This window comes from Siphonobacter curvatus, from assembly GCF_002943425.1.
Classification (GTDB): Bacteria; Bacteroidota; Bacteroidia; order Cytophagales; family Spirosomataceae; genus Siphonobacter; species Siphonobacter curvatus.
Window position 1 is genome coordinate 1,184,070 of the sequence record NZ_PTRA01000001.1, and the last position, 23,793, is coordinate 1,207,862.

Sequence of the window (23,793 nt, forward strand, 5' to 3'; positions counted from 1 at the left end):
CCGGGATCGGCGTATTTGGGAGGAACAACTTCCTACGCCTATGCCGATCCTGCAAACCCACCAATTGGAATTTTATTTCCGCAAGGGTCAACCGATTGTTCGTCAGGTTGATCTAAGCGTACCCAAAGGCTCTATCTTCGGATTTCTGGGTCCGAATGGGGCCGGGAAAACGACCACTATCCGGCTTATACTGGGTCTGCTACGGGCGAGTGGCGGACGCGTGGAAATCTTCGGTCAAGAGCTGGAGTCCAACCGTTCCGAACTGTTTCAGAAAATTGGTTCGCTCATTGAGCAACCTTCGCTGTACCTACACCTGACGGGTGAACAAAACCTGGAAATTGCCCGTCGGTATACCCAAGTCCCCCCTTCCCGTATTCCGGAAGTCCTCGCCATGGTAGGCTTACAGGCAGCGGCCCGGAAGCGGGCCGGAGCGTATTCGCTGGGCATGAAACAACGCCTGGGACTAGCCATTGCCCTCCTGCATCAGCCCGAACTGGTGATTCTGGACGAACCCACGAATGGCCTGGATCCCGCCGGGATCATTGAGATGCGGGAACTGCTGAAAACCCTCAATCGCGACCACGGTATTACCTTCTTTGTATCAAGCCACCTACTAGCTGAGGTGGAGCGGATGTGTACCCATGTAGGCATCATTCATCAGGGGAAGTTACTGTTTCAGGGAAGTATAGAAGAGCTGCAATCGGCTCAGGTACAGAAACGTAGCGTGCAGCTTGAAACCAATAATGTGGACCAGGCCGAGGCCTTACTCCGCCAGCAGTACCCCGTTCAACGGCTTGCCAATGGTAAACTTAGTATTCCCTTCGAAAGTAAATCGCAGGTAGCGGCTCTGAATCAGTCGCTGGTACTGGCGGGCTTTGAAGTCTACGAACTCAACCTACAGGGAGCCGATCTGGAAGAAATGTTCCTGGAAATCACAGGGCCACTCCGCATGGAGTCGCTGGTATAAAGTTGATTTTGAAGTTTGTTGATTCGGAGTTTCGTTATTCACCTAGACCGAGTTTGGTCCTGCTTACTGGCCGACTAGGAGTCCATGAGCCTTCCAGGCTGGGCCCCTCCACGCCTGACGACAGCCTGCTCTAAAGCCACCGCGTTGCGGCGGTCATAGGTCGTTCCGTTGCCATTCCATGGTGGCCCCATGGAATGGTTTCATCCGCAACGCGGTGGTCTTGAGCAAGAGGAAGTCAGCGGTGGGCGTGCCGGCATGGAATGCTCCGTATGCGATGCCCGGCATGGAATGCATACGGACTAAACAACCATCCGCATTTACAGGACGAAAAACAACCCTATTATAATAAGAACTCATACTGTATAAATTGAACCCTTCTATAACCTCAACACAAAACCCATGCTCCTCACCTATATTCCTCAATCCTTTCGCATTGAAATGCTGAAAACCCGCAATACCGCCGCTTTCTGGCTGACGGTGGCGAGTGCGGCCTTCGCTCCGGTACTCCTATGTATTGGCTACCTGGCCAAACCCCAAAACTTTTTCATGCCAGCTAAAGCGGCCATCAGTGCCTGGGATTTATTTGCGGGGCGTTGCTGGCAAATCAACATTGCTTTATTCCTGCCTTTTTTCATTGTACTCATCAACAGTATGGTGGTGAATATTGAACACCGTTCCAATACCTGGAAGTACGTTTTTACGCAGCCCTTCCCCAAAGCCTCCGTTTGGTTAGGAAAGCTGCTGCTCATTCAGGCGTTAATACTGTTGAATTTCATTCTGTTCAACCTTCTCATTTTAGTAGCCGGGTTCATTCTTTCGTTCATCAACGAAAAATATGGTTTTGGTAATCAGGGACCTGATCTGATGATGTGGCTGAAAGCGACGACAAAAGCTTATCTGGCAACGCTGGCGATATCGGGCATTCACTACTGGCTCGCTACCCGAATCAAGAACCTCATCGTACCCATCGGTATGGCGTTGATGGGATTAGTGCTGGCAACCGTTCTATTACAACAGAAATGGGAATACATTGACTGGTTTCCGTATGCGTATACAATTCTGTCTGCTCGGTTACAGCCGGAGGGTCTGTTACAAAAGCACGAATGGATTAGTATCGGATACTTTGTTGTTCTGAATCTAATCGGGTATTTGGATATTTCTCGCCGGAATATGGGATAAATGCCAAATAAAATAGAAGATTAAACAGAAATTAAAAAAGTTTAGAGCATTGGATGTTTTGTGGGACTACTGTATTTTGGCCGGATTTTTAACGTACCCCATTGCAATCCATGTCAACTTCAGTACCCCTGTCTACGTCTTCTACACGTTCGGCCTATACGCTCATTCTGGTAGCGGCATTGGGCTATTTTGTGGATGTCTATGACCTGATCTTATTCGGCGTCATTCGTAATCCGAGCCTGCGGGAACTCGGCGTTCCTGAGGATCAGTTATTGGCTCAGGGCACTACGCTTTTTAACTGGCAAATGGCCGGGATGCTACTCGGGGGTATTTTCTGGGGCGTCATCGGTGATAAGAAAGGCCGCAAATCGGTACTGTTTGGTTCGATTGTGATGTATTCACTGGCCAACGCCATCAACGGCCTCATTAACGATTTGACGGTATATGCGATCCTGCGTTTCATTGCGGGCGTAGGGCTGGCCGGTGAACTGGGAGCCGGGATTACCCTCGTCAATGAAACCATGCCCAAAGAAAAACGCGGGTACGGAACGCTGATCGTAGCGGGCTTTGGAGCTTCGGGGGCCGTATTTGCGGCATTGCTGCCGGAATGGGTTCCGAATTGGCGGGTGCTGTACTTCATCGGTGGCGGACTGGGACTGGCTTTGTTGACGCTGCGAATCGGTACCTATGAGTCGGATCTATTTGAGAAAACCGAACATTCCAACGTGACGAAAGGCGATTTCCTGAGTCTATTTACGAACGCTGCCCGATTCAAGAAATACCTGGCCTGTATCTTCATTGGCATTCCCATCTGGTACGTGATCTCGGTACTGGTTCTTTCCGCACCGGAGTTGGTCAAAGCCCTGGGGGTAAGTGGTATCCGGCCTAACCTCACCATCGCTTACCTGTACGCCGGACTTTCACTGGGAGATATAGGGGTTGGTTTGCTGAGTCAGCAGATTCGTAGCCGGAAAAAAGCGATCTATTTTTATCTCATTATTCTATCTTCACTAGTCATTTTTTACGTGAATTCCAGCGGATTATCGCCGCAGGGTTTTTACTGGCTGTGTTTTGCCCTTGGATTTTTTGCGGGCTACTGGGCCATGTTTGTGACGATGTCTTCCGAGCAATTTGGTACCAATCTGCGAGCTACGGTTACGACTACTATTCCTAATTTCGTTCGCGGAGCCGTGATTCCCATCAGTATTCTGTTTAAAGCCTTTATTCCTTCGCTGGGCCTAATTGGTTCGGCCCTTACGGTAGGAATAGCGTGTCTGCTCCTGGCCTTTATTTCCAACTGGAGCGTGGAAGAAACCTTTGCCAAAGAACTGGATTACGTGGAATAATAAACGGAGCGTCATGTCCCGGTTATATACTTCCGGAAGTTTCAATTTTCGGAAGCGTACCACTGGACGTGTTCAGTACGAACCTCCGGTACGATGAAATCAAGCTTTGGCGTACTAAAGCTTTGGTTCCTGTTGCACAAAATTCACGATACGGCGGTCCACCCAATACAGTCCATCTTTAGAGGCCTCATAAAAGCCGCAATGGCCGCCCAAACGGGGCGTTTCCAGCCAAAGGTAATCCGATTGCCGAGCCAGCGTTTCGGGGGAACAACTGGGCGAAAGAATGGGGTCATTTTGAGCATTAAGCAGCAGACTCCGTACCCGGATATTAGGAAGGTAGGGTAGAGCCGAGGTTGCTTCTGCGTAGTCCTTCCAGCCAAAAAAGGGTGAAATATATTCGTTGGAAAAATCGTCGAGGCTGCGATACCGATCAAACTGAGCGTATAGCTGCTGATCGATCAGATGCTTTCTTGTCGACAGAAACTTGCGTAATTTTCTCAGAAAGTACCATTCATAGAAGGTTCCCCGACAGGCGGCCATACTGCCCGGCATATCCGTAGGCGTAGAGACAGCCACCACCGACTGGATAGCGTTGGAAAGTTGCGACCCCTGCTCGCCCGCGTACTTCAAGGCTAAATTTCCACCTTTACTAAAGCCAACGAGCGAAATCGATGTATACCCTTTCGCAAGTGCGTATTGGACCACTTCCGCCAAATCGTCGGTACTGCCGTGGGTCGTCATTTTTTCTAGCCGGTTAGCCTCGCCACTCAAGCCGCGGTGATTCCAGGCCAGAGCGTCGAAGCCCGCTTCGTTAAAGGCCCGCACGGCTCCGAGCATGTACTGACGGGTCGAATTTCCTAGGTAGCCGTGCGTAAGCAAAGCCAGCGGAGGGTTGGAAGAATGAGGCTGATGGGCGAAACTCCAGTCCATATCCAGAAAATCACCGTCTGCTAATTCTAAACGTTCTCTGGTATACGTTATTCCGGCTACGCGGCGAAGCGTACTCGGATAAATCGTGGAAAAATGAGCATTCTGCATCCAAAATGGAGCATTATACGAGGAATCAGTAACTAAGGGCATATCCAGGAGCTACAAAATCAAAACTACGGGTTGGTAAAAGTTTTGTAAAAATATGGTATATTATTTTTCCATATTGTCGAAGAGCGATACGTTTAAGCACTGATTAGGCATGAGCCACTATGTAATTAATTGCTGGCACAGTCCTTTCGCCTTATACCTACCGCGAACTTTTTCGTAGTTTCGTTTTTCGATCGATTGTTTTTCCTGCCAACATGACAGGTACTTGCTATATGAATAATAAAAAGACGGATTCCCTTGCTAACCTGCGTCTGGTCGAAATGTCTGATTTTGACAGTATGGAAATGATTCCGCTGTCTGCCGGAGATTTCGATGATAATGATGACCCCGCTACCTATGCCGAACAATTGCCCATCTTACCCATCCGGAACATTGTGTTGTTTCCTGGAATGGTTATTCCGGTGACCGTAGGGCGTCAGAAGTCCATTCGTCTGGTTAAAAAGCAATACAAGTCCAAGAATAAAGTAGTAGGCGTGGTAGCCATGGCGAATCCTCAAAAAGAGGAGCCCACTGCGGATGATCTCTACCGGGTCGGTACGCTGGCTAACATTCTTAAAATGATTGTTTTGCCCGATGGTAATGTCACCATTATCGTACAGGGGAAAAAGCGTTTTCAGATTGAAGAATTTCTGAAAGAAGAGCCTCATTTTCTCGCCAAGGTTTCGTACGTGGATGATAATTTCCCCGCTAAACCTAACCGGGAAGCCAAAGCTTTGATTCAGTCTCTTCGGGACGCTGCTCATAAAAGTCTGAATCTGAATCCGGAAATTCCCCGTGAAGCTCAGATTGCTCTGGATAACATTGAATCCAATAATTTCCTGATTCATTTCCTGTCGGCGAATACCAACGCTGATCAGCCTGAGAAGCAGGCCCTGCTGGAAACGTTCGATTCACTACAACAGGCCACTAAGCTGCTGGAGGTGATGCTGAAAGACATTCAGTTGCTGGAAATGAAACGGGAAATCCAGTCGAAAGCCAGCAGTGAAATTGATCAGCAACAGCGGGATTACTACATCCGGCAGCAGATCAAAGTGCTTCAGGAAGAGCTGGGCATTGACTCGCCCGAACAGGAAATTGATGCCTTACAGGCTAAAGCCGCTCAGAAGAAATGGAGCAAGGAAGTTAGTGAACAGTTTCAAAAGGAAATCAGCAAACTGCGTCGGACCAACCCGATGTCGCCAGAGTATCCCATTGGGATGAACTACCTGGAGCTGATGGTTGACCTGCCCTGGAACGAGCATACTAAAGATTTCTTCGACCTTAAAAAAGCCCAGAAGATTCTGGATCAGGATCACTTCGGACTGGAAAAAGTTAAAGAACGCATCATCGAATACCTCGCTGTATTGAAAATGAAGGGCAACATGAAAGCCCCCATTTTGTGCTTGTATGGTCCTCCGGGCGTGGGTAAAACTTCGCTGGGAAAATCCGTAGCCAAAGCCCTCGGACGTAAATACGTGCGAATGGCTCTGGGTGGTGTACACGATGAGTCCGAAATCCGGGGCCACCGGAAAACGTACATCGGTGCTATGCCGGGTAAAATCATCCAGAACATTCGGAAGGCGAAATCTTCCAATCCAGTCTTCATTCTGGATGAGATCGATAAAGTGTCGAGTGACTTCCGAGGCGATCCATCCTCGGCTTTACTGGAAGTATTGGATCCCGAACAGAACAGCAGTTTCCAGGATAATTATCTGGAAGTAGAATACGACCTGTCGAAAGTACTATTCATTGCGACGGCCAACTCGCTCGAACCCATTCAGCCCGCTCTTCGCGACCGGATGGAAATCATCGACTTGACGGGTTATACGATGGAAGAAAAGGTACAAATTGGTAAGAAGTACCTGATTCCTAAACAAAAACACGAACACGGATTGGATGGTAAAATGCTGAATTTTACTGATGCGGCTGTTCAGAAAATCATCGAAGGCTACACCCGCGAATCGGGTGTACGAGCCCTGGAGCAGAAAATTGGTTCGCTGGTACGGAAAATCACCAAGGCTATCGCTCTGGAGGAAGAGTATCCCAAAACCGTTCGGCCCGAAGATGTAATCAAATTGCTGGGACCCGAAACGTTTGACAAGGACGAGTACGACAATAACGATACCGCTGGTGTCGTGACGGGTCTGGCCTGGACTAGCGTGGGTGGTGAAATCCTGTTCGTTGAATCAAGCTTGAACCGGGGACGTGGTACGCTTACCTTGTCGGGTCAGTTGGGCGATGTCATGAAAGAATCAGCCATTACGGCCCTGAGTTATCTGAAAGCTCACGCGGAGGAACTTAACATTGACGAGCGACTTTTCGAGTACTATAACCTGCACGTCCACGTACCAGCGGGTGCAGTACCGAAAGACGGACCGTCGGCGGGGGTTACAATGATTACCTCAATGGCTTCAGCCTTTACGCAACGGAAAGTGAAGTCAAACTTGGCCATGACGGGTGAGATTACCCTGCGTGGAAAAGTACTTCCCGTGGGTGGCATCAAGGAGAAAATTCTTGCTGCGAAACGAGCCGGTATTAAAGAAGTGATCCTGTGTACGAAGAACCGCAAGGACATTGAGGAAATCAATAAGTCGTACATTCAGGATCTAACGTTCCACTATGCTGACCGGGTGGAAGACGTGTTGAAAGTGGCTTTGCTGGAAGAAAAAGTGGATCGTCCGGTCAACTTCGTATTCCCCGAGGATAAAGGAAAACCAGTAGATACTACCACCACCGAAGTGGTTGTATTGAATTAATACCAAATTACTACAACAGAGAAAGGCTGCCTTATGGGGCAGCCTTTCTGACTTAAAAAGCATTAGATTAAAACCGATTTTTAAAAAAGGACTGAATACGCTGATCTTTGCTTCGAATCAGTAGTTTCCCAAACAGCGTTTTTTGAGTGAGCGAAGAAGCTACGGCATGGATGCCCGCCGCCTGCCGACCGGAAGTACTGCTTCCGTACAAAGCTGTTTGCAGTAAGGCCTCCTGCGTACTGCCCAGCGGATACAGGTTAAAAGGTTCCGACAATACGATAGCGGGCGTAAACCCTGCCGTGTAATCCGATTGCCCCAGACTATTGTAGACTTTAACAATGATGGGTTGCAGAGCGTATTTGATCTTACCCGAATCGTCGGTCAGGGTGGTCGAACCTACGTTTTTTCCGTACGTGGTTTCGCCAATCAGCTGCACGTTCATGTACGGCTTTAATCCATTGATCACCAGCTCACTTGCGGAGGCCGTCCATTCCGACGTCAGGATGGTTACCTTGCTGATCTGATTCCCCACATTATTAGCTTCATTGGTAAAATAGGCGTTGAACGAATCGCTACCGTACTGTTGCTGTAGGTATTTATTCAGCTCAGTATTGTATTCTTCGCGGTAGAAAACCTGATCGGCACCGCTGTATTTAACAATCATACTGGCCAGATTAATAGCCGTAGCACCCGATCCACCGGGATTGTAGCGTAAATCCAGAACCAACTCCTGAATGCCCGCCGCTTTAAAGTGGGCGAAAATCTGCCGCAGGTGATTGTCGTACGCATTGCTGGAAGAGCCATTCGGACTCGATACAAACTGGTTATACAAGAGATAACCTATGCTCTTTCCATTGACGGTATATACGGAATCCAAATAAACCGGATCTTCCTGAAAGGTTGTTGCTGTTACGGATCGGGTAGTACTGGTATCATCCAGAGTACCCGTGGTGGTATTGACTGTACCAAGGGTAAATGTGTATGTCGTTCCCGATCCGTACAGTAAGTCACTGTAATTCGTAACGGTCAAGGTCGTACCATTCACTTTCGTAAACACATCCCCCCGTTTGAAACCGGCCAGATCGGCGGGTGAATTTTTTAGTACGTACAGTACCTGACCCACCACATTTACATTTGCATTATCCCGGTAAAAGAGCCGGAATTGCATCCCGGTCGTCAAGCTTTGCCCGTTAAGGGCCGCTTCCAGCGATTCGGCATCCGAAGAAAGGTAAGAAAAACGGTCGCCCTGCGGATTCGACGTTGCATTATAGGCATAGAGCAGGGAATTAAAATAATCCTCCGGAGCGAGGGTCTGATCGGTCGTATTTTCCACCGGTAACTGATCCGTCCAGAGGTAGTAGGCCTGCATTTGTTCGTAAATCCACTGGTTAATCGGCGTATTTTCTTCCGAGTGGGTAGCGGGCGTAGTCGCATCCGTATCTTTTTTGCAGCCCGTCAGTAAGGCAAGGGCCAGTAGGGAATAAGTGATTGCGTATTTCACGGTGCTGGTTGCGATTGTTTACTGACCTATACGCAGGCTTGAAAACGGACGTTAGTCAAGGGAAAACACTAGCCGATACTCGCCGCATTTTTAGCGACGGGGCGTGCCGAAAAGGCTACGTTCGCAGGGATTGGTATACTTCTTTCGCCCCAGGCTGTCCGTACTGTCATACTCCTTTAACGCGTCCTTCTTTCATGAAACCGGAACGTTTGCATTTCAAAGACGATGGTGTAATACCTAACAACGCCTTACCCTTATTGATCTATTCCGCGGTTTTTGAAGCGGGAGAAAAGGACCTAGCCCGGCGATTCGAGACGCTCTTTTCCGAACATCGCTGGCGTAACTCCTGGCGAAATGGAGTGTATCCCTATCACCACTACCATAGTATTTCGCACGAAGTACTGGGCGTTTACGGCGGACAAGCCACTTTACAAATGGGTGGCGAAAAAGGGCAGGCGATCCGCGTGCAAGCGGGCGATGTGCTGGTGATTCCAGCGGGCGTTGGTCACAAGAAGCTCGAAGCCAGTAGTGATTTTGGCGTAGTAGGAGCGTACCCTGAAGGCAAAGACTGGGATTTACTGAAGGGTGAAAAGGGCGATCGGCCTCAGGCAGATAAAAATATTGCGGCGGTACCGCTTCCGTCCCAAGATCCGGTGACGGGCGAAAAGGAAATGCCGGAATGGCATACGTAGGAATTGAGCTTGCGTCGGAGAGGCTTAACCAGTACCACCCCAATCATTCCATAAGGGTTACAAATTAAGGCGAGCCGGAAAAAATAACCTCCGAAAGGTTGAGGCCTTCGGAGGTTAGTAAGGATCGAGGGTAATATACGTCAGAATAAACTATTTACTACCGCCCAGCGAAGCCCCCGCACTTTTGTTTACCGTTTGTACTAAGCTAGCCAGCTTGCCGCTCAGGGACTGAATTGCCGTTTTGTACCGATTCTCCAGGTCCGGCAGATTCGCGGTCGATTTTAAGGAAGCCTCGTACAACAAACCGGGTAACATCCAGGACGCATAGCCACTGTACGGATCCGAGGATGCGTACAGGGAACGGTACCAGGAGCCAAAAGCCATGCCTTTCTTATCAATAAACGACTGTTCGAGCTGAAGCATAATCTTGTTGAGTTCCTGAGCTTTATCCGTACGACCCGCCGCCAGATAGCTTTGGCGGGCTGCTTCCGCTGCTTCCGCATTCTTTTTCAGATCCGCTACTGTGGCTAGTAAGGGTTCGATGGAGTACGTAGGAGCGTAGGCCTTGATCGCTTTCTCGGCGGCTTTCAAATGCGTGGCCAGGTCACTGGCGTAGCGAACCAGATCATAGGGCAGGATGTCCGCGTTGGCGAGTCGCAGGGCCATCGTTCCGACCACCTGTTCCACCATTGGACCCATCTTGTAGGTAGAATCGACGAATTTGTTATAAAAGAACAGATCATCGTAGGAAGAGTGATATAACGTAGGACCACCCACGCCTGCACTCAGGGAAGGCACACCCACGTGCATGTACGGGCCGATGTGGTCGGAGCCACCACCGAGGTTACCGATGGTCGGCTCATTGGCCGCCAGTGCCGGAGCCGAGGACGCAATTCCAACCGTACTGCCACTGCGGGGCGAAGTTTGAGCCAGCCAATGCTGATAGACCGTTTTGTTGGAATCCGGATACGCTACGGCTTGGGTGGCTTCAATAAGTAGCTTTTTTAGTGAAGGCGAAGCACTGGCCCCGAATACCCGACCCGAGACGGCAGCATCGAAGTTCATATACGCCACGGCGTTTTTGGTCAGTTCATCCCGAAATTGTTCGGCCCATTCGGCCGAGCCGATTACGCCGAATTCTTCCGCATCCCAGTGGGCTACTTTAATAGTACGGCGGGGTTTCTGCCCGGCTTTCGCCAACTTACCCAATGATTCCGTCAGACCCAGCAGCATAGCCGTACCGCTATTGGGGTCCGTTGAACCGTAAGCCCAGGCGTCGTAATGGCATCCGGCGATGATCCATTCGTTCGGAAATTCAGTACCCGTCAGCGTGCCCACAACTTCGTACACGCGGGTAATGGCAATCTCCTGTTTCACTTTCAGGCGTACGGTCAGGCCCGGTCCGCCTTCGAGTCGGTAGGTGAAGGGCAAACCGCCCTGCCAGCCCGTGGGTACCGCCTTCGCTCCCTTCATTTGCTTCATAATTTCCAAAGCGGAGGCGTACGGAATGGGAGTTACTGGAATTTTGTGCAAATCCACATCTTTCGGATCGAGGCGTTTTACCTTCACTTTGCCATCGATGGGAAGAGCCGGTTCAAAAGGCGTGAGCGGGTCACCCGTATAATTTACGGTTAGCAAAGAACCCCGTTGAATAACGCTTTCACTGGGCTGAGGGCCTTCGGGAAACGTCAGGCCTTTGGCGTAGCCGTTATCCGCCGGATCGGTATAAATGATGAGGCCCGCCGCCCCCGCCGCCTGAGCAAACTGGGCCTTATAGCCCCGGAAATTACCGCCGTACCGGGCCAGTACGACTTTGCCCTGTACCGAAATGCCCAAAGCTTTGAGCTTCTCGAAATCTTCTTTTCGACCGTAATTGGCGTAGACCACTTCCGCCGTTACATCACCCGAGCCGGAGTAGGCGTTCCAGCCGGGCATCAGCCGGGGATCACTGGCGTATTTGTCTTCCGGAAAAAGATATTCGCGGATGTTGAGGGGCTGCCGAATGGGCTGTACGACTTCCACGGCCACTTCGCCCGGACCTTTGGGTAAGTAAATGTCATGCGGATAAATGTCCACCTGCCAGCCTGCTTTTCGCATGGTTTCGGCAATGTAATCGCGGACTTTCTCATTTTCGGGAGTACCGGCTACGTGTGGTACGCTCGTCAGACGGGTTAAGTGCTCTTTATAAGTCGCCGCGGACTGGTGTTTCTTGAATTCAGCTTCTAGGTTTAGCTCGGAAGTCTGACGGTTCGGCGTAAATCCGGTAAGCTGCTGGGCTTGTACTAGACTCGTCAGTCCAAAGGCGAATAGGGGTAGAAGTACGGTTTTCATCGGAAAGAACGTGTTGAAACGGGTGAAAGACGGGGTTCGAAAGACAGACAAAAGCGAGCCCTCGAAAACTGGTTGAAAAATACAGGAAAGGATACGGAAAATAAGGTCTAAGCAAGAAAATACCGTTGAAAATTACGCAAATCGTAGATTTGTTGAAATCAATTCCTGTCATTTCTAGCAGAATCCGTACGGCTTGCCCATTTTTGCGGGTTATTGATTCCGTATACTTCTTTCTATGAAAAACCGCTTACTTTCACTGGACGTGCTTCGGGGGCTTACCATTATGCTCATGACGGTCGTCAACAATCCCGGCGACTGGGGTCACGTCTATGCTCCATTGCTTCACGCCGAATGGCACGGTTATACCCCCACGGACTTGGTTTTTCCCACCTTTCTACTCATCGTAGGGGTGTCGGTCGTGCTGGCTATGCCGCATAAACGCTGGAATTCGGACACACTGCTAAAAATTGCGATTCGCACTTTACGCATTTTTTGTCTGGGCTGGTTTCTGTTCTTTTTCTCGAAAATTCAGTTGCCGGGTCTGGAAGGACCAACTTTGCTGCTGGGACGACTGGCGATCATGGCGATACTTGCCTGGGCTTTATTCAGCGAATACGAAAAGAAGTACCAATTTTATGTAGCCGTGGGCACCTTCCTGCTCATGATCCTTCTGGCCTTTGGCGGCTTTGATGCGTATGAGACAGTCCGCATTCCCGGTGTTTTGCAACGTATTGCGATGGTGTACGGACTGATTGCGGTGCTGTACTTGCGAACTTCCTGGCAAGTACAGGCCGTTGTAGGGGTGACCGTACTGCTGTTGTATTGGGGACTAATGACGCTGATTCCCGTACCCGGTGTGGGCCAAGCCAATCTGGAAAAAGGAACCAATCTGGCCGCCTGGTTGGATTATACGTTGTTGCCGGGCCATTTATGGGCGAGTGCCAAAACCTGGGACCCGGAAGGAATTTTAAGTACCTTACCCGCTCTCGGTACGGGCATTGCGGGGCTTTTGACCGGTACGCTACTGCGTACACCAAGCCTGACGGGTCCGCAGAAAGCCCGGTATTTGTTACTGGCAGGTCTGGGTGGTATCGTACTTGGAAGTGTATGGCATATTGTATTTCCCATCAATAAAGCCTTGTGGACGAGTTCGTACGTATTAGTAGCCGCGGGTTGGGCTTTGGTGGTATTGAGTGGACTATACTATTGGATTGATGTCAAAGGTAGTAAAGGGTGGACGCTGCCGTTTGTCGTGTTCGGGGTTAATCCCATGCTTGTTTTCTTTTTCTCGGGAATCATTCCCCGTATTCTTTCCGCGATTCCGGTTCACACGAATGGAAAGTCCGTAAGTCTGCAGCATTATCTGTATAGCGATCTACTGGCTCCGCAATTTTCCAATCCAATGAATGCTTCTTTGGCTTGGGCATTGTTGTACTTGGCTTTCTGGGGATTGATTGTCTGGGTTTTATACCGAAAAGGAGTCGTGGTCAAAGTCTAGCTAAGACTAATTGGATAAAGACTTCTAAAAGAAAGGCGTTCCGAACTTCGGAACGCCTTTCTTTTAGAAATAGAACAGCGACAAGCTTACGGAATAGCCACTTTCACTGTTGAGTTTTGAGACGCATTTTCCAGACGAATCAGGTACAGACCTGCCCCGAGGGAAGCAGCGGAAAATTCAACCGGGTTCGTACCTTTCTGTAGCGATACCGCTTTTGAACTAAGCTTACGACCAGACAGATCGACGAGTGATAGGGTAGCCTGGTCGGAGAGTTGATCATCGCCGTATTTTACAAAAGCTTTTACCGTACGGCCGGGTTCTACTGTTGCGTACAGCTCAATGCCCAGGTAACCCTCCAGTTTCACCGAACGAACGGGGCTATAAGTAAAGCTTCCATCCAAATCGACCTGCTTGAGGCGGTAGTAATGGATAGTAGCCGGACTCAAACCTTCGTGGCTAAACTTATAATTCGTACGGGCGTAGGTTGTTCCCTGGCCCTCTACTTTGCCAAGCGTTTCGTATTGCTGAGCGTTGACGGAGTGTTGTACTTCAAAAAAGGCGTTATTTTTTTCGCCCGCAGTTACCCAATCAAGTACTACTTTTTGAGCATCTACTGCTTTGGCGGTGAAGCCTGCCAGCGATACGGGCAGTGCTCCGGAGCTACTGCCAATGGCCAAGGCCGTGATGGTTGAACTGTTGGCTGGAATAGTACCTTGCAAAGTACTGTTTTCCGTGTTGCCACTCGCGGAAGGACCGCCGCTTAAGGCAACCCATTGAGAACCGTTCCAACCTACCAATCGCAGGTTTTCAGCAACGGCGAACGTACTCAGATCCGGAATGGAAACCGTAATGGTCAGGGGATTCGAGCTAGGAGTGACCGTAATCCAATCCCAGAAACCAGCTGCGGCAATGGCCTGCACATTACTTTCTTTCGTAGACGTGTTGGCAGGTTGGCTGGCATTCCAGGCCGTGCTGAAGTGCGAATTAGCACTCGGAGCCGACATCCTCAGTGTCCGAAGGTCGCTGCCTGAACCTACGGGAAACGTAAATTCGTTGTTGCCCACTTTACTTACATAACCATTCACGTGCCGAGTGTCGGTATTACCGTTCTGGTACGTAGCTCCGTTTTGAAACCGGAGGGCTCCGGTTTGTCGCAGAGATCGGTTGGTGGTAGTGATGCCGTTATTGAGCTGAGCGGAGCCGTATACATTTGCTCCATTACTGTTCGTAATTTGGAAAGTGGCTCCGTTATTCAAAATCAGCGTATGAAAGTTGGGAGCTACCGAACCACTTACACCCTGTACGCCGGGCGAGCCGTTAGGACCTTTGAATTCATCAATACCACCATCGGCTAGATTGGCCTCGTAAGCATTGTCGATGCGAAGAGCCTGCGGTGACGTTTCAAAGTGTTCGAATACCGCACGGTTACTAGCTGAATAAGTTGAGTTAGAGGAGGACTTAACTTCGGTATAAGAAGAGTAGTTACTGACGTATCCCGAATTAGAGAATTTAGTACCATTAATTACTAGCTGGGCTTTGGCGGTACCCGCAACTAATAAACTCCCCAGTAGGAAAGCAGATAGGTAATTTTTTTTCATATAGGGCAAATTGATGGTTCGAATAGCCTGTATCGATCGTCATTAATGGGGGGCTAAGCAAAAATCGCGAGCAATATACGGAGCAATAGCTGGCTAACAAGCATTCGGATGGATAAAATTTGTGTATACGTCCTAGGTGAAATGCTTCAATTATTACCTAATTATCAGCGGGTTATTTCTGATTTTTGTGAATGTTTTAAAGTTAAATCTCCCGCAAAGACAGCAACACTAGATTCGCCAATGAAAGTAGTAAAAGAACAGTAGCGATGGTTTAGGTCAATGTGCTCAATCGTGCGGGGCCAGCCAGGAAAAGGGTTCTACCGGAATATTTCGGAAAATCCAGAATAGACAAATGACGATCAGGATCCCAATAATGATTCGAGGGTTACTGTAGGCTTGCGGCATCGTCTCGTAACCCGTTCCACGAAAATGCGTGCGAACGCTGAGTACAAAGCCCAGACTCACGTACGGAATCATCAACAATAGCAAGGCATTGTAGCGGAAGGCTTCCCGAATGTTGCCGTGCAGAAGTTGGTGTAACGCCCGCTGAGCCCCACAGCCCGGGCAGTGTAATCCCGTATACTGTCGGAATAAACAGGGCGGGAAAAAAGCGTGTTCAACGGGGTTGAATTCATAATACAGAAAGGCGACGGCTATTGCTATAGCCGCCACCATCCAGTATAAAAATAGGCGTAAGGCAGGAGCCATTCGTTAATAGGTATTGGGTACGCCTCCGCTTCGCATCGTACTGGTGATCAGGGCTCCGTAGAATACCATAAGGATAATCCAGGCGATAACCCCCACAGCCAGCGGAACCAGCGTCCAGAGTTTGGCCTGACGGGCGTCGTTGTCAGCACCGGCATAATCACCTAAATTATACTTGGTTTCCACCCGGGCGGCGTAAACAACTCCCACAACACCCAGATAGTTACAACAGAAAAGCGTGACCAGGATAGCGGGTACCAGCCAGTTGTAAGGTTTGGGAGGAGCCATGTAGGATGGGGTATTTTCCATAAAAAGTACAGAGAAAAAGGAAGGTGTAGAGTATTGAATGAGAGGAGAAAACGGATGAAAAGCCCGCAAGTTTCTTGCTCTGGCTTACATGTTGTAATTATAATTATCCTGCATTTGTTTGAACATCAGTCCTCCGTACAAGAAGAAAGAGATAATATTCAAAATAACACCCAGAGCTACCAGACCGGCCGTTACGTAAAACATAATTTTGGCCGTATTGGCAGAACTTTCCGCTCCGGCGTAGTCGCCCGCGTTGTATTTCGTGTCGACTTGCGTCGAGAACACGATGCCAATGACGCCGGTAATCGCATTAACCCCGCAGCAGCAAAAGAGGCCCACAACCGTCGCAACGATATTTTCAGTAAGCCAGTTTTTGGGTTTTAGAGGCGTAGCTGGATTGAACCCTGGATTGGGAGGATAAGGAGGTGTAATACTCATGTATAGATAGGTTTAACGGTTCGTATAATTAGGGGCAATAATAAGGAAATTCTGAAAAAAACAGCGGTACCTAAAACAAAGAAACCGCCCCAGTAAACCAGAGCGGTAACAGATAGAAGAAGAGGTTGATCAGGCTAATGTACCGAAGGCTTCGCCAAAGGTTTTCATTTCGTCCAGGGTACCCATCGAAACGCGGCACCAGTGTTGTCCGGCGAACTCCCAGCTTTTGATAGCTACGCCTTTCTGGGCCATTTTCTCCACGAAGCCTTTACCCTCCGTTTTGATGGGAAAGAGTACGAAGTTCGCCGACGAAGGCAGGTAATCGTACCCTTTGTCCTTGAGTGTTTTGTACAAATATTCTTTCGACTCCAGGCATTTGGCCTTCGAGTAGGTCAGAAAATCCGTATCCATGTAACTGGCAATGGCTCCCTTCACGGAGGTGGCCGACATACTGCCGCCGCCGGTACAGAATTTATTGATTTCCCGAAGCGTATCGGGTTGACCAATCAGATAGCCAATGCGTAAACCGGCAAAACCGTGAATTTTTGAAAAGGTGCGGGCAATGAGTACGTTATGTCCTTTCTTGACCAGTTCGGTCATGCTGCTGGCTTTGGGGTCAGCCGCGTAATCCATGTACGCCTCGTCGATAAACAGCGGTTTCTTCTTGGACAGGTCTTCGCAAAAAGCCGTCATTTTTGAAGCATCTTCCAGAATACCCGTCGGATTATTCGGATTGCAGAGGTAAACGAGTGACGTTTTATCGTTGACTGCTGCGGCCATGCCGTTGAAATCGTAGGTGAAATCTTTCGTCAGGGTCGTTTTTTTGAATTCGGCTCCCAGGGCTAGGGCCGTCCGCAACAGCTGCATGTAAGTCGGGTCACCGCCTACGATATTGGTAGCGGCTCCGCCTTTCATGGTGTAATGAATGCCGGAAGCCATCAGTAACTCGCCCGAACCGGCCCCGAGCAGGACGTGGGCTTCGCTGACGCCGTTTTCCCGGGCAATCATTTTTTTAAAGGTCATGATCGACTCACGAGGGTACATCCAGCCACTCGAAATCGCTTCGGCAATTGCTTTCTGAGCCTTTGCTGAAGGTCCGTACGGATTTTCATTCGACATCAAACGGGCTTTGATGGGTAGGCCCGCCAGCTTGGGCAGTCCAACGGCTGCGGCTTCGGCGGGTCGCCAGAAATCAGGTACGCTTGCTCCGGCGACGGCCAAGGCCCCGGATTTAAGCCAGTTACGACGGTTCATGGATGCTGCGTTTAGTGGTTATGAATCGATTCAAAAAGGTATTAACGAACAGATACAGAAGAAAATCGGGTAAAGGCCACGCCATCTATCGCACCCGTCCAGGACAATCGTATGATCTGTCCTTTATAGTACTTGAGGGGCGGGTTGGCGTAGTTCGGCACTAGACCCAGTTCAGCCCAGGTTTTAGTAAGGGTAAGCGTACCCGAAGCATCCGTAGTACCCTCACCTAGGGCAGTGCCGTCGCGTTTCAACAGCTTGACATTCAGATTCGGTACGGGAATGGAGTCAATGCCCTTGGTATGATCCAGAATATTGGTTTTATCGAGCTTCAGTACCCGGATTTTCAAAGCCAGCGGAGCCGTACTGTCGGAAGGGACGTTCGGTTCCGTAGCAAAATCAGTTTGATAGGTCGCATTGATGATTTGAACCAGAGCGGGGGCAACTTCCCGGGGAACAAAAGGATCTTCGGCCTTTTCGCAGGCGGTAATGAAACCTAAACAGGCAAGCAAGGCCAGGGGCGTAAGTATGTTCTTCATGGAATCCTTAGGTGCTTAGATGGACAATAGGAAAACGGGGTAGGTCCCGCTATTTCTCGGCCCACCAGAGTTTGGTCTTGAAATCGTCTGTACCACCGTTGAGGCTGATGCCTTCTTTCATATTCGTTGCGTTGAGCGAAGCTTCCGAGCCGGGATAGGGGAGTCGCGTGGGGAGTACGCCGTCGTTGGCAAAAACCGAACGTGGGTCTTTGGCCGGGAATACGGGCAGCCCCGTCCGACGCCATTCCGCCCAGGCTTCGACGCCGTTCGCAAAGAGACAAATCCATTTCTGATCCAGAATTTTTTCCCGGGTTACCGTACCCACCGTCGTAAAATAGGAAGCCGGGGCCGTTACGCCGTACTGCGTCATGGAGGCGTTAACTCCTTTTTCGAAGTACTCTTTCGCTACGGCAGCACCCCCTTCAATGTCCCCGTCAATGGCGGCTTCGGCCAGAATGAAATTCAGTTCGGACAGCGTCATGATGACTTCCGGGGCATCGGCTTTGGTGAACGCGGTACCAATTTTGGCGGCTCGGGCCAGATACGTCGTTGCAATGGCGTCGGGTAGTCCGTTGGGTACGCCCAGCCAAACGCCACCCTGCTGGCTACCATATACCTCCAGACGCGGATCGTTCAGGGCCACCAGCTTATCAACCAGGGTTTGGGAAAGATTCCAGTCGGTCCGACTACCCCAGATCATCGTTTCGTTCCACTCATTGTTGGAAGGACGAGAAGTGGTAGTTTTCAGACTGGCATTGTCATCATTACTGGTAAAAATGGGATACGTCGTCGGATCGCTCAGGATTTCCTTCATAATGACCCGCGATTCGGCGGGTTTCTTGGCGGCTTGCCGGTTGGCCAGTCGTAAGCGAAGGGAATTCGCAAACTTTTTCCATTTCAGAATACTGCCGTTGTAAACGATATCACCCGCAATGGTTGGGCCGGTTACCGATAGTTTTTCATTGGCCGTTTTCAGGTCCGCCAGCATTTGGGTATAGACCTGCTCCTGAGCGTCGTACTTGGGTGTTAGGACGGGGGCATCCGTACCTCCCTGCAAGGCCTGCGAGTACGGAATGGCTCCGAACGTATCCGTGAGCACCGAAAATACCCAGGTACGCATCACCAGAGCTACACCGTAATAGTTAGCATGGGGGTTGCTGCCTTTTTCATCCGTAATGGTCAGAATGCGTTGGAGGTTGAGCTGTGAATCGTTGAAGAACGACTGCCAGTTGTTAAGCATCAAGGCCTGCGAAGCCTCGTAATTATCGCCTTCGTTGGAATAAATGTTGCGGCCCAGATGCTGAATCCAGAGTTCGGCGGCGTCGAGGTTTAGTCGCTCGAAACGCGTATTACTACCCCAGTACCGGTCGATGGATTTTTCCAGAGCGTAGGTCAGCAAATACTGCGGGGATACGCTGGTCGGACTGTTGGGATTGTCGTTTACCGAATCGAAACTACCCGTGCAGCCCGAGGTCATCAGGGCCATTCCGGTGGCGAGGGCAAGCGTTTTTATCGTCAATGTTTTCATTCGTCAGGGAGTAATGTTGATCAGAATAAAAGCTCTTTTCCGGCGTTAGAAACCCAGACTCAGGTTGAAGCCCATACTGCGGGAAGAGGGAAGTTCGCCGTAGCCAAAGCCTTGAGCATTACCGCCATTGGCGTCAATTTCGGGGTCGGCGTGGGGATGGTTTTTGAACAACATGGCCACGTTCCGTCCCACCACTGAAATCTTGGCCGATTGCAGTCGCAGTCGTTTAATGAAAGCCGAGGGAATCTGGTAGCCCAGCGACACTTCCCGTAACTTCACGTAGGAAGCATCGAAAATGGCCGCTTCGTGATAGTTACGCGGGTTGTTGTAACCGTAATACTGATTGGCCGAAACGATGGTTGAGTTCGGCGTGAAAGTGTACGCACCTTCGGCACTACGGACGGCGGTTACGCCTTTTCCAATGACGCCTTCTTCCCGTCCAAGGGCCGTTTCGGCGTACTGGCCCGTCCAGCGGGCATTAGCCGTTCCTTCGTCGTACATATCGCCGCCAATTTTCGCGTCGATGAGAGCCGATAGGATGAGGCCTTTGTAGGAAAAGGTATTCGAGAAACCACCCATCCAGTCGGGTTGTACGTTCCCCAGAATTTTCTGCGTAGTCGATTTGACGGGTAATCCGTTCGTGAGTACCAACTGACCCGCGTATTGACCCGTTGGATCATAGTACGCGGCGGAGGGATCGCTGCTTTGTACCCGCTCGAATCCGTAGCCGTACAGCGTTCCGTAGGGTTGGCCCGCCCGGGCTTCGAGGGTCAGTCCCCGCCGTTCGTTGATAACCAGGTTGTTAAGTACACCCGGTAGGAGTTCTAGTACGGTATTGCGGTTGCGGGCAAAGTTTAGAGCCACGTCCCAGGTAAACCCATTGTCAAGCTTGACAGGCGTACCCGTCAGGCTGATTTCCAGGCCCCGGTTCCGCATTTTTCCGATGTTCTGAATGGCACTGTTATAGCCCGTTGCCTTCGAGAGCTGAACGGGAATGATCTGATCTTTCGTCGTCTGACTGTAATAAGTAACGTCCAGACCGAGTTTGCCCCGGAAGAAGCGAGCCTCCAGACCTACTTCCTGCCCCGTCGTGATTTCGGGCTTCAGGGTGGGGTTAGGTTTACGCGTCGGTACGTAAAATTCGGGTAGGGAGCCGTTCCAGGAAGTTCCGGCAGTATACACTTCGGCCAGTCCGTAGGGATCCGTATCGTTACCTACCTGAGCCAGACTGCCGCGTACTTTTAAAAACGAAAGGACGTTGTTTTTTAAACTGGGTACCAGATCCGAAACCACCGCACTCAGAGCCGCCGAGGGGTAGAAATAACTGCGGTTGTTTGAGGGCAGGGTAGATGACCAATCGTTTCGGGCGGTTACATCCAGAAAGAGCATATTCTGCCAGCCAAAGTTCACAGCTCCGAATACCGATTGACTTTCCTTGCGTTCGATGGCACTGGCTACGGTGTTCTGCGTAGCAATGGAGTTCGATAGGTTATATACGCCATCAATTACCAGCTGACCCACATTGGTATAATTGCGTTTGTAGTAGTTAGTACGCAACAGAGCACCCGCCGTAGCATTGATCGAGAACGCTTCCGTGATGTCTTTTTTGTAAGTCAACAGAACGTCGGTATTGGTTTCCTGCCGCCGCAGTACTTCTTCGTTGTAGGCACCGTACGAGCGGGAACCGTTCCGGACGCGTTCGAAATTGCTGACGGCAATGACGGTCTGCGTCCAGAGATCCGTACCCGAACGTAGGGTTAGCGTTAGATCATCAAGAATTTTGTAATTCAGAGCAATGTTTCCGACGAGGCGATCTCGCGTATCCGATGTGGGCAGCATTTCCTGACTGTAGTAGGGGTTCGTAAAGAAGGTATGCTGCCAGTTCGGTGGATCCGTATCGCCGGGAGGCTGGATGTGAACACTGGTATAGCTTCGCCAATCACGTAATTTATTCCAGTCGGTTTGTCGGTGCGACCAGATAAACTCCTGACCACCCGTATAGCCCCGGTTACCCGAGCCGCTTTTGATGTACTCGGCGGAGACGTTTACGCTTAGTTTAGGGGTGAAATTGTAATGGCTATTCAGTTTATAGTTATTGCGGTGGAAATCATTGAAATACATAATGCCTTTCTGATCCAGTCGACCTAAACCGAGGCGGAAACTTCCTTTTTCATTACCACCGGAGATAGCCACGTTGTTGGACCAGGTACTGCCCGTCTGCCAGAAATCCCGGTAGTTGCTGGGCATGGGCGTGAGCGGAGCCACGTCCGTACCCGTCCACCACTGGCGAACCAGCCGGCCATCCATCGGGGCACCCCAGCTTTCATCGGTTCCCTCTGTACCCGTCAGTGGAGCATTCGGACCGTAGACAGCCCGGTACTGAGCAATTTCTGCCGGATCGGTAATCGAGCCACTCCAGCCGTTGCGGTACCAGGTGCGATACCCGTTTCCACCGCCGTAAGTGTTCTGAAAATTGGGTGAAATCCAGGGCCGTTCGACGGTATAGTTGGTATTCACTTCCACGCCGATTCCCTGCTGACCGGAGCCGTCTTTCGTCGTAATCAAAATCACGCCGTTAGCCGCCCGCGAACCGTAGAGGGCCGAAGCCGAGGGGCCTTTCAGTACCGAAACATCCTTGATGTTTTCGGGGTTGATGTCGGCAATACCACCGCCCAGTCGCTTGCTGAAACTCTGCTCGATGGGTACGCCATCGATGACAATGAGGGGCTGGTTGTTGTTAGTAATGGAAGAGGCACCCCGAATTTGAATCGTTGAACCCGAACCCGGACCGGTACCCGCCTGAATGCGTAGCCCTGCTACTTTACCCGACAGGGCATTGGCCACGTTGGCAGGCCGAACTTCCGAAACGGCCTTTCCACCAATGCTTTGCTGAGCGTAGCCCAGGGCCTTTTTCTCCCGCTGAATACCCAGAGCGGTTACCACCACTTCCGTGAGCTGACCCGCTTCCGGTTTCAAATACACGTCAAGCGAAGTCTGGGTCGTTACGGTTACTTCCTGCTTGATATAGCCAATGAAGGAAATGACCAGCGTAGCTCCGCCCGAGGGAAGGGTAAGTTTGAATTTGCCTTCGGTGTCGGTAGTAGTACCGATGGTGGTTCCTTTGATGGATACCGAAGTGCCGGGTAGACCGAGTTTATCGTCGTCGGAGAAGACCTTTCCGATCAAAACCTGATCCTGAGCGGAAACAGCCATCGACCAACCCATTAATATGGCAAACAGCCAGAGTAATTTTCTCTTCATGATAAGGGTCAAGTGTGTGAACAAGCGGGAAGTAGCTTCGGCAAGCCCATTCTGCGGCCCTCTGCGGGTTTGCCTTCGCCTGGGGTAAGCGAAATGCATTCAATCAGGTTTTACTGCATAGAAAGGAACAGATTCAAAATGACTGGTAATGGGTAGTTTAAGCAGTAATTTGGGAATCAGGGGCTACTGGAATGATAAGGTTACGAACGGCCGCAGGTCAGGGAAAGGGCCGCAATCTTTCCCGGTGACCTGCGGAACCGTAACGTAAACTGAATGAATCTACTTCCGGAAAGTAGCTCATGCAGTGGCTGAAGTGCTACGGGAACGGACGGCCCGTGAGTCACTGGAACTGTTATGTCAGAAATCGAGAAAGAGTAGTTTCAGTACGGAGAATCGGAATTGACGTTAAGTATATACGTCAATTCATTGCGTAAACTTTACGGGTATAAAGTCTACTTCTCTACTGAAGCAAATCCTCCAAGTGCGGCCAGGAATATTTGCGATAAGAAGACTTACTGAACTTGAATTTTTTATAGGTACAACATTATAGGCAAAAATTCAAAAAACCAAATTATGAACTTTATTTTTTGCTTCATTCGAGATAATATTTTGATAAAATCAAATTAATCAAAATTAAATTAATGATATAAATAAAGTTTTTATTAAAAAAATGCAATGAAACTTAACAAGTAGGTTTTCGAGTAAGCTTTCAATGGAAGCGATCTAAATTGAATAATTCTAATACACATATACTAAATCCCTGCTGAGGTAGTTTTTATAGAAGACTGATACAAAGGTTTTTAGCGTTGTTAATGCG

The 23,793-nt window shown here is 50.0% G+C and carries 17 protein-coding genes; 6 read left to right on the forward strand and 11 right to left on the reverse strand.

The features are described 5' to 3' along the window. Nucleotides 1–40 precede the first annotated feature (40 nt). The 3 genes from C5O19_RS04750 (at nt 41) to C5O19_RS04760 (ending at nt 3,492) form a co-directional block, all read left to right on the forward strand. Nucleotides 41–967: an ABC transporter ATP-binding protein gene (locus C5O19_RS04750; RefSeq protein ID WP_104710135.1), complete on the forward strand. Its 927-nt coding sequence runs from the start codon at nt 41–43 to the stop codon at nt 965–967. A gap of 399 nt (nt 968–1,366) precedes the next feature. After that, nucleotides 1,367–2,146, forward strand: a complete 780-nt coding sequence (locus C5O19_RS04755; protein WP_104710136.1) for an ABC transporter permease — start codon at nt 1,367–1,369, stop codon at nt 2,144–2,146. A 110-nt stretch (nt 2,147–2,256) separates the two neighbouring features. Then, nucleotides 2,257–3,492, forward strand: a complete 1,236-nt coding sequence (locus C5O19_RS04760; RefSeq protein ID WP_104710137.1) for an MFS transporter — start codon at nt 2,257–2,259, stop codon at nt 3,490–3,492. Nucleotides 3,493–3,606: 114 nt separating this feature from the next. On the opposite strand, the gene C5O19_RS04765 is transcribed toward C5O19_RS04760, so the two are convergent. Next, nucleotides 3,607–4,572 (reverse strand): YheT family hydrolase, encoded by a 966-nt coding sequence (locus C5O19_RS04765; protein WP_104710138.1) that lies wholly within the window; start codon nt 4,570–4,572, stop codon nt 3,607–3,609. Nucleotides 4,573–4,802: 230 nt separating this feature from the next. Between C5O19_RS04765 and lon the strand changes: the two genes are divergently transcribed. After that, nucleotides 4,803–7,325 (forward strand): endopeptidase La, encoded by a 2,523-nt coding sequence (lon, locus tag C5O19_RS04770; protein ID WP_104710139.1) that lies wholly within the window; start codon nt 4,803–4,805, stop codon nt 7,323–7,325. Nucleotides 7,326–7,392: 67 nt separating this feature from the next. Here lon and C5O19_RS04775 read toward each other — a convergent pair whose 3' ends face one another. Next, entirely contained in the window at nt 7,393–8,826 is a 1,434-nt protein-coding gene (locus tag C5O19_RS04775; protein WP_104710140.1) for a S41 family peptidase, read from the reverse strand. Nucleotides 8,827–9,020: 194 nt separating this feature from the next. Between C5O19_RS04775 and C5O19_RS04780 the strand changes: the two genes are divergently transcribed. Next, nucleotides 9,021–9,518, forward strand: coding sequence for a cupin domain-containing protein (locus C5O19_RS04780; RefSeq protein ID WP_104710141.1), 498 nt, complete (start codon nt 9,021–9,023; stop codon nt 9,516–9,518). A gap of 150 nt (nt 9,519–9,668) precedes the next feature. On the opposite strand, the gene C5O19_RS04785 is transcribed toward C5O19_RS04780, so the two are convergent. After that, nucleotides 9,669–11,849, reverse strand: coding sequence for a M28 family peptidase (locus C5O19_RS04785; protein ID WP_104710142.1), 2,181 nt, complete (start codon nt 11,847–11,849; stop codon nt 9,669–9,671). A 235-nt stretch (nt 11,850–12,084) separates the two neighbouring features. Between C5O19_RS04785 and C5O19_RS04790 the strand changes: the two genes are divergently transcribed. After that, on the forward strand, nt 12,085–13,347 hold the full coding sequence (locus C5O19_RS04790) for an acyltransferase family protein (RefSeq protein ID WP_104710143.1): 1,263 nt from the start codon (nt 12,085–12,087) through the stop codon (nt 13,345–13,347). An 86-nt stretch (nt 13,348–13,433) separates the two neighbouring features. On the opposite strand, the gene C5O19_RS04795 is transcribed toward C5O19_RS04790, so the two are convergent. The 8 genes from C5O19_RS04795 to C5O19_RS04830 all read right to left on the reverse strand — a co-directional run bounded on the left by C5O19_RS04795 (nt 13,434) and on the right by C5O19_RS04830 (nt 22,976). After that, nucleotides 13,434–14,945, reverse strand: coding sequence for a T9SS type A sorting domain-containing protein (locus C5O19_RS04795; RefSeq protein WP_104710144.1), 1,512 nt, complete (start codon nt 14,943–14,945; stop codon nt 13,434–13,436). A 285-nt stretch (nt 14,946–15,230) separates the two neighbouring features. Further along, nucleotides 15,231–15,653 carry a DUF2752 domain-containing protein gene (locus tag C5O19_RS04800; protein ID WP_104710145.1) on the reverse strand — a complete coding sequence of 141 codons (423 nt, stop codon included), beginning with the start codon at nt 15,651–15,653 and terminating at the stop codon, nt 15,231–15,233. Nucleotides 15,654–15,656: 3 nt separating this feature from the next. Next, nucleotides 15,657–15,938, reverse strand: a complete 282-nt coding sequence (locus C5O19_RS04805; RefSeq protein WP_207766383.1) for a CD225/dispanin family protein — start codon at nt 15,936–15,938, stop codon at nt 15,657–15,659. A 105-nt stretch (nt 15,939–16,043) separates the two neighbouring features. Continuing rightward, entirely contained in the window at nt 16,044–16,397 is a 354-nt protein-coding gene (locus C5O19_RS04810; protein ID WP_104710147.1) for a CD225/dispanin family protein, read from the reverse strand. A 129-nt stretch (nt 16,398–16,526) separates the two neighbouring features. Next, nucleotides 16,527–17,651, reverse strand: coding sequence for a pyridoxal phosphate-dependent aminotransferase (locus C5O19_RS04815; protein ID WP_104710148.1), 1,125 nt, complete (start codon nt 17,649–17,651; stop codon nt 16,527–16,529). Nucleotides 17,652–17,692: 41 nt separating this feature from the next. Continuing rightward, the gene (locus tag C5O19_RS04820; RefSeq protein WP_104710149.1) at nt 17,693–18,187 is read right to left on the reverse strand and encodes a hypothetical protein; all 495 of its coding nucleotides are present in this window, start codon (nt 18,185–18,187) and stop codon (nt 17,693–17,695) included. A 49-nt stretch (nt 18,188–18,236) separates the two neighbouring features. Beyond that, entirely contained in the window at nt 18,237–19,715 is a 1,479-nt protein-coding gene (locus tag C5O19_RS04825) for a SusD/RagB family nutrient-binding outer membrane lipoprotein (protein WP_104710150.1), read from the reverse strand. Nucleotides 19,716–19,760: 45 nt separating this feature from the next. Then, entirely contained in the window at nt 19,761–22,976 is a 3,216-nt protein-coding gene (locus C5O19_RS04830; RefSeq protein WP_243406326.1) for a SusC/RagA family TonB-linked outer membrane protein, read from the reverse strand. Nucleotides 22,977–23,793: the final 817 nt, after the last annotated feature.

Coding starts and splice junctions, on each gene's coding strand:
- C5O19_RS04750 (WP_104710135.1), top strand. CDS start 41: ATGCCGATCCTGCAAACCCACCAATTGGAATTTTATTTCCGCAAGGGT.
- C5O19_RS04755 (WP_104710136.1), top strand. CDS start 1,367: ATGCTCCTCACCTATATTCCTCAATCCTTTCGCATTGAAATGCTGAAA.
- C5O19_RS04760 (WP_104710137.1), top strand. CDS start 2,257: ATGTCAACTTCAGTACCCCTGTCTACGTCTTCTACACGTTCGGCCTAT.
- C5O19_RS04765 (WP_104710138.1), bottom strand. CDS start 4,572: ATGCCCTTAGTTACTGATTCCTCGTATAATGCTCCATTTTGGATGCAG.
- lon (WP_104710139.1), top strand. CDS start 4,803: ATGAATAATAAAAAGACGGATTCCCTTGCTAACCTGCGTCTGGTCGAA.
- C5O19_RS04780 (WP_104710141.1), top strand. CDS start 9,021: ATGAAACCGGAACGTTTGCATTTCAAAGACGATGGTGTAATACCTAAC.
- C5O19_RS04785 (WP_104710142.1), bottom strand. CDS start 11,849: ATGAAAACCGTACTTCTACCCCTATTCGCCTTTGGACTGACGAGTCTA.
- C5O19_RS04790 (WP_104710143.1), top strand. CDS start 12,085: ATGAAAAACCGCTTACTTTCACTGGACGTGCTTCGGGGGCTTACCATT.
- C5O19_RS04795 (WP_104710144.1), bottom strand. CDS start 14,945: ATGAAAAAAAATTACCTATCTGCTTTCCTACTGGGGAGTTTATTAGTT.
- C5O19_RS04800 (WP_104710145.1), bottom strand. CDS start 15,653: ATGGCTCCTGCCTTACGCCTATTTTTATACTGGATGGTGGCGGCTATA.
- C5O19_RS04805 (WP_207766383.1), bottom strand. CDS start 15,938: ATGGCTCCTCCCAAACCTTACAACTGGCTGGTACCCGCTATCCTGGTC.
- C5O19_RS04810 (WP_104710147.1), bottom strand. CDS start 16,397: ATGAGTATTACACCTCCTTATCCTCCCAATCCAGGGTTCAATCCAGCT.
- C5O19_RS04815 (WP_104710148.1), bottom strand. CDS start 17,651: ATGAACCGTCGTAACTGGCTTAAATCCGGGGCCTTGGCCGTCGCCGGA.
- C5O19_RS04820 (WP_104710149.1), bottom strand. CDS start 18,187: ATGAAGAACATACTTACGCCCCTGGCCTTGCTTGCCTGTTTAGGTTTC.
- C5O19_RS04825 (WP_104710150.1), bottom strand. CDS start 19,715: ATGAAAACATTGACGATAAAAACGCTTGCCCTCGCCACCGGAATGGCC.
- C5O19_RS04830 (WP_243406326.1), bottom strand. CDS start 22,976: ATGAAGAGAAAATTACTCTGGCTGTTTGCCATATTAATGGGTTGGTCG.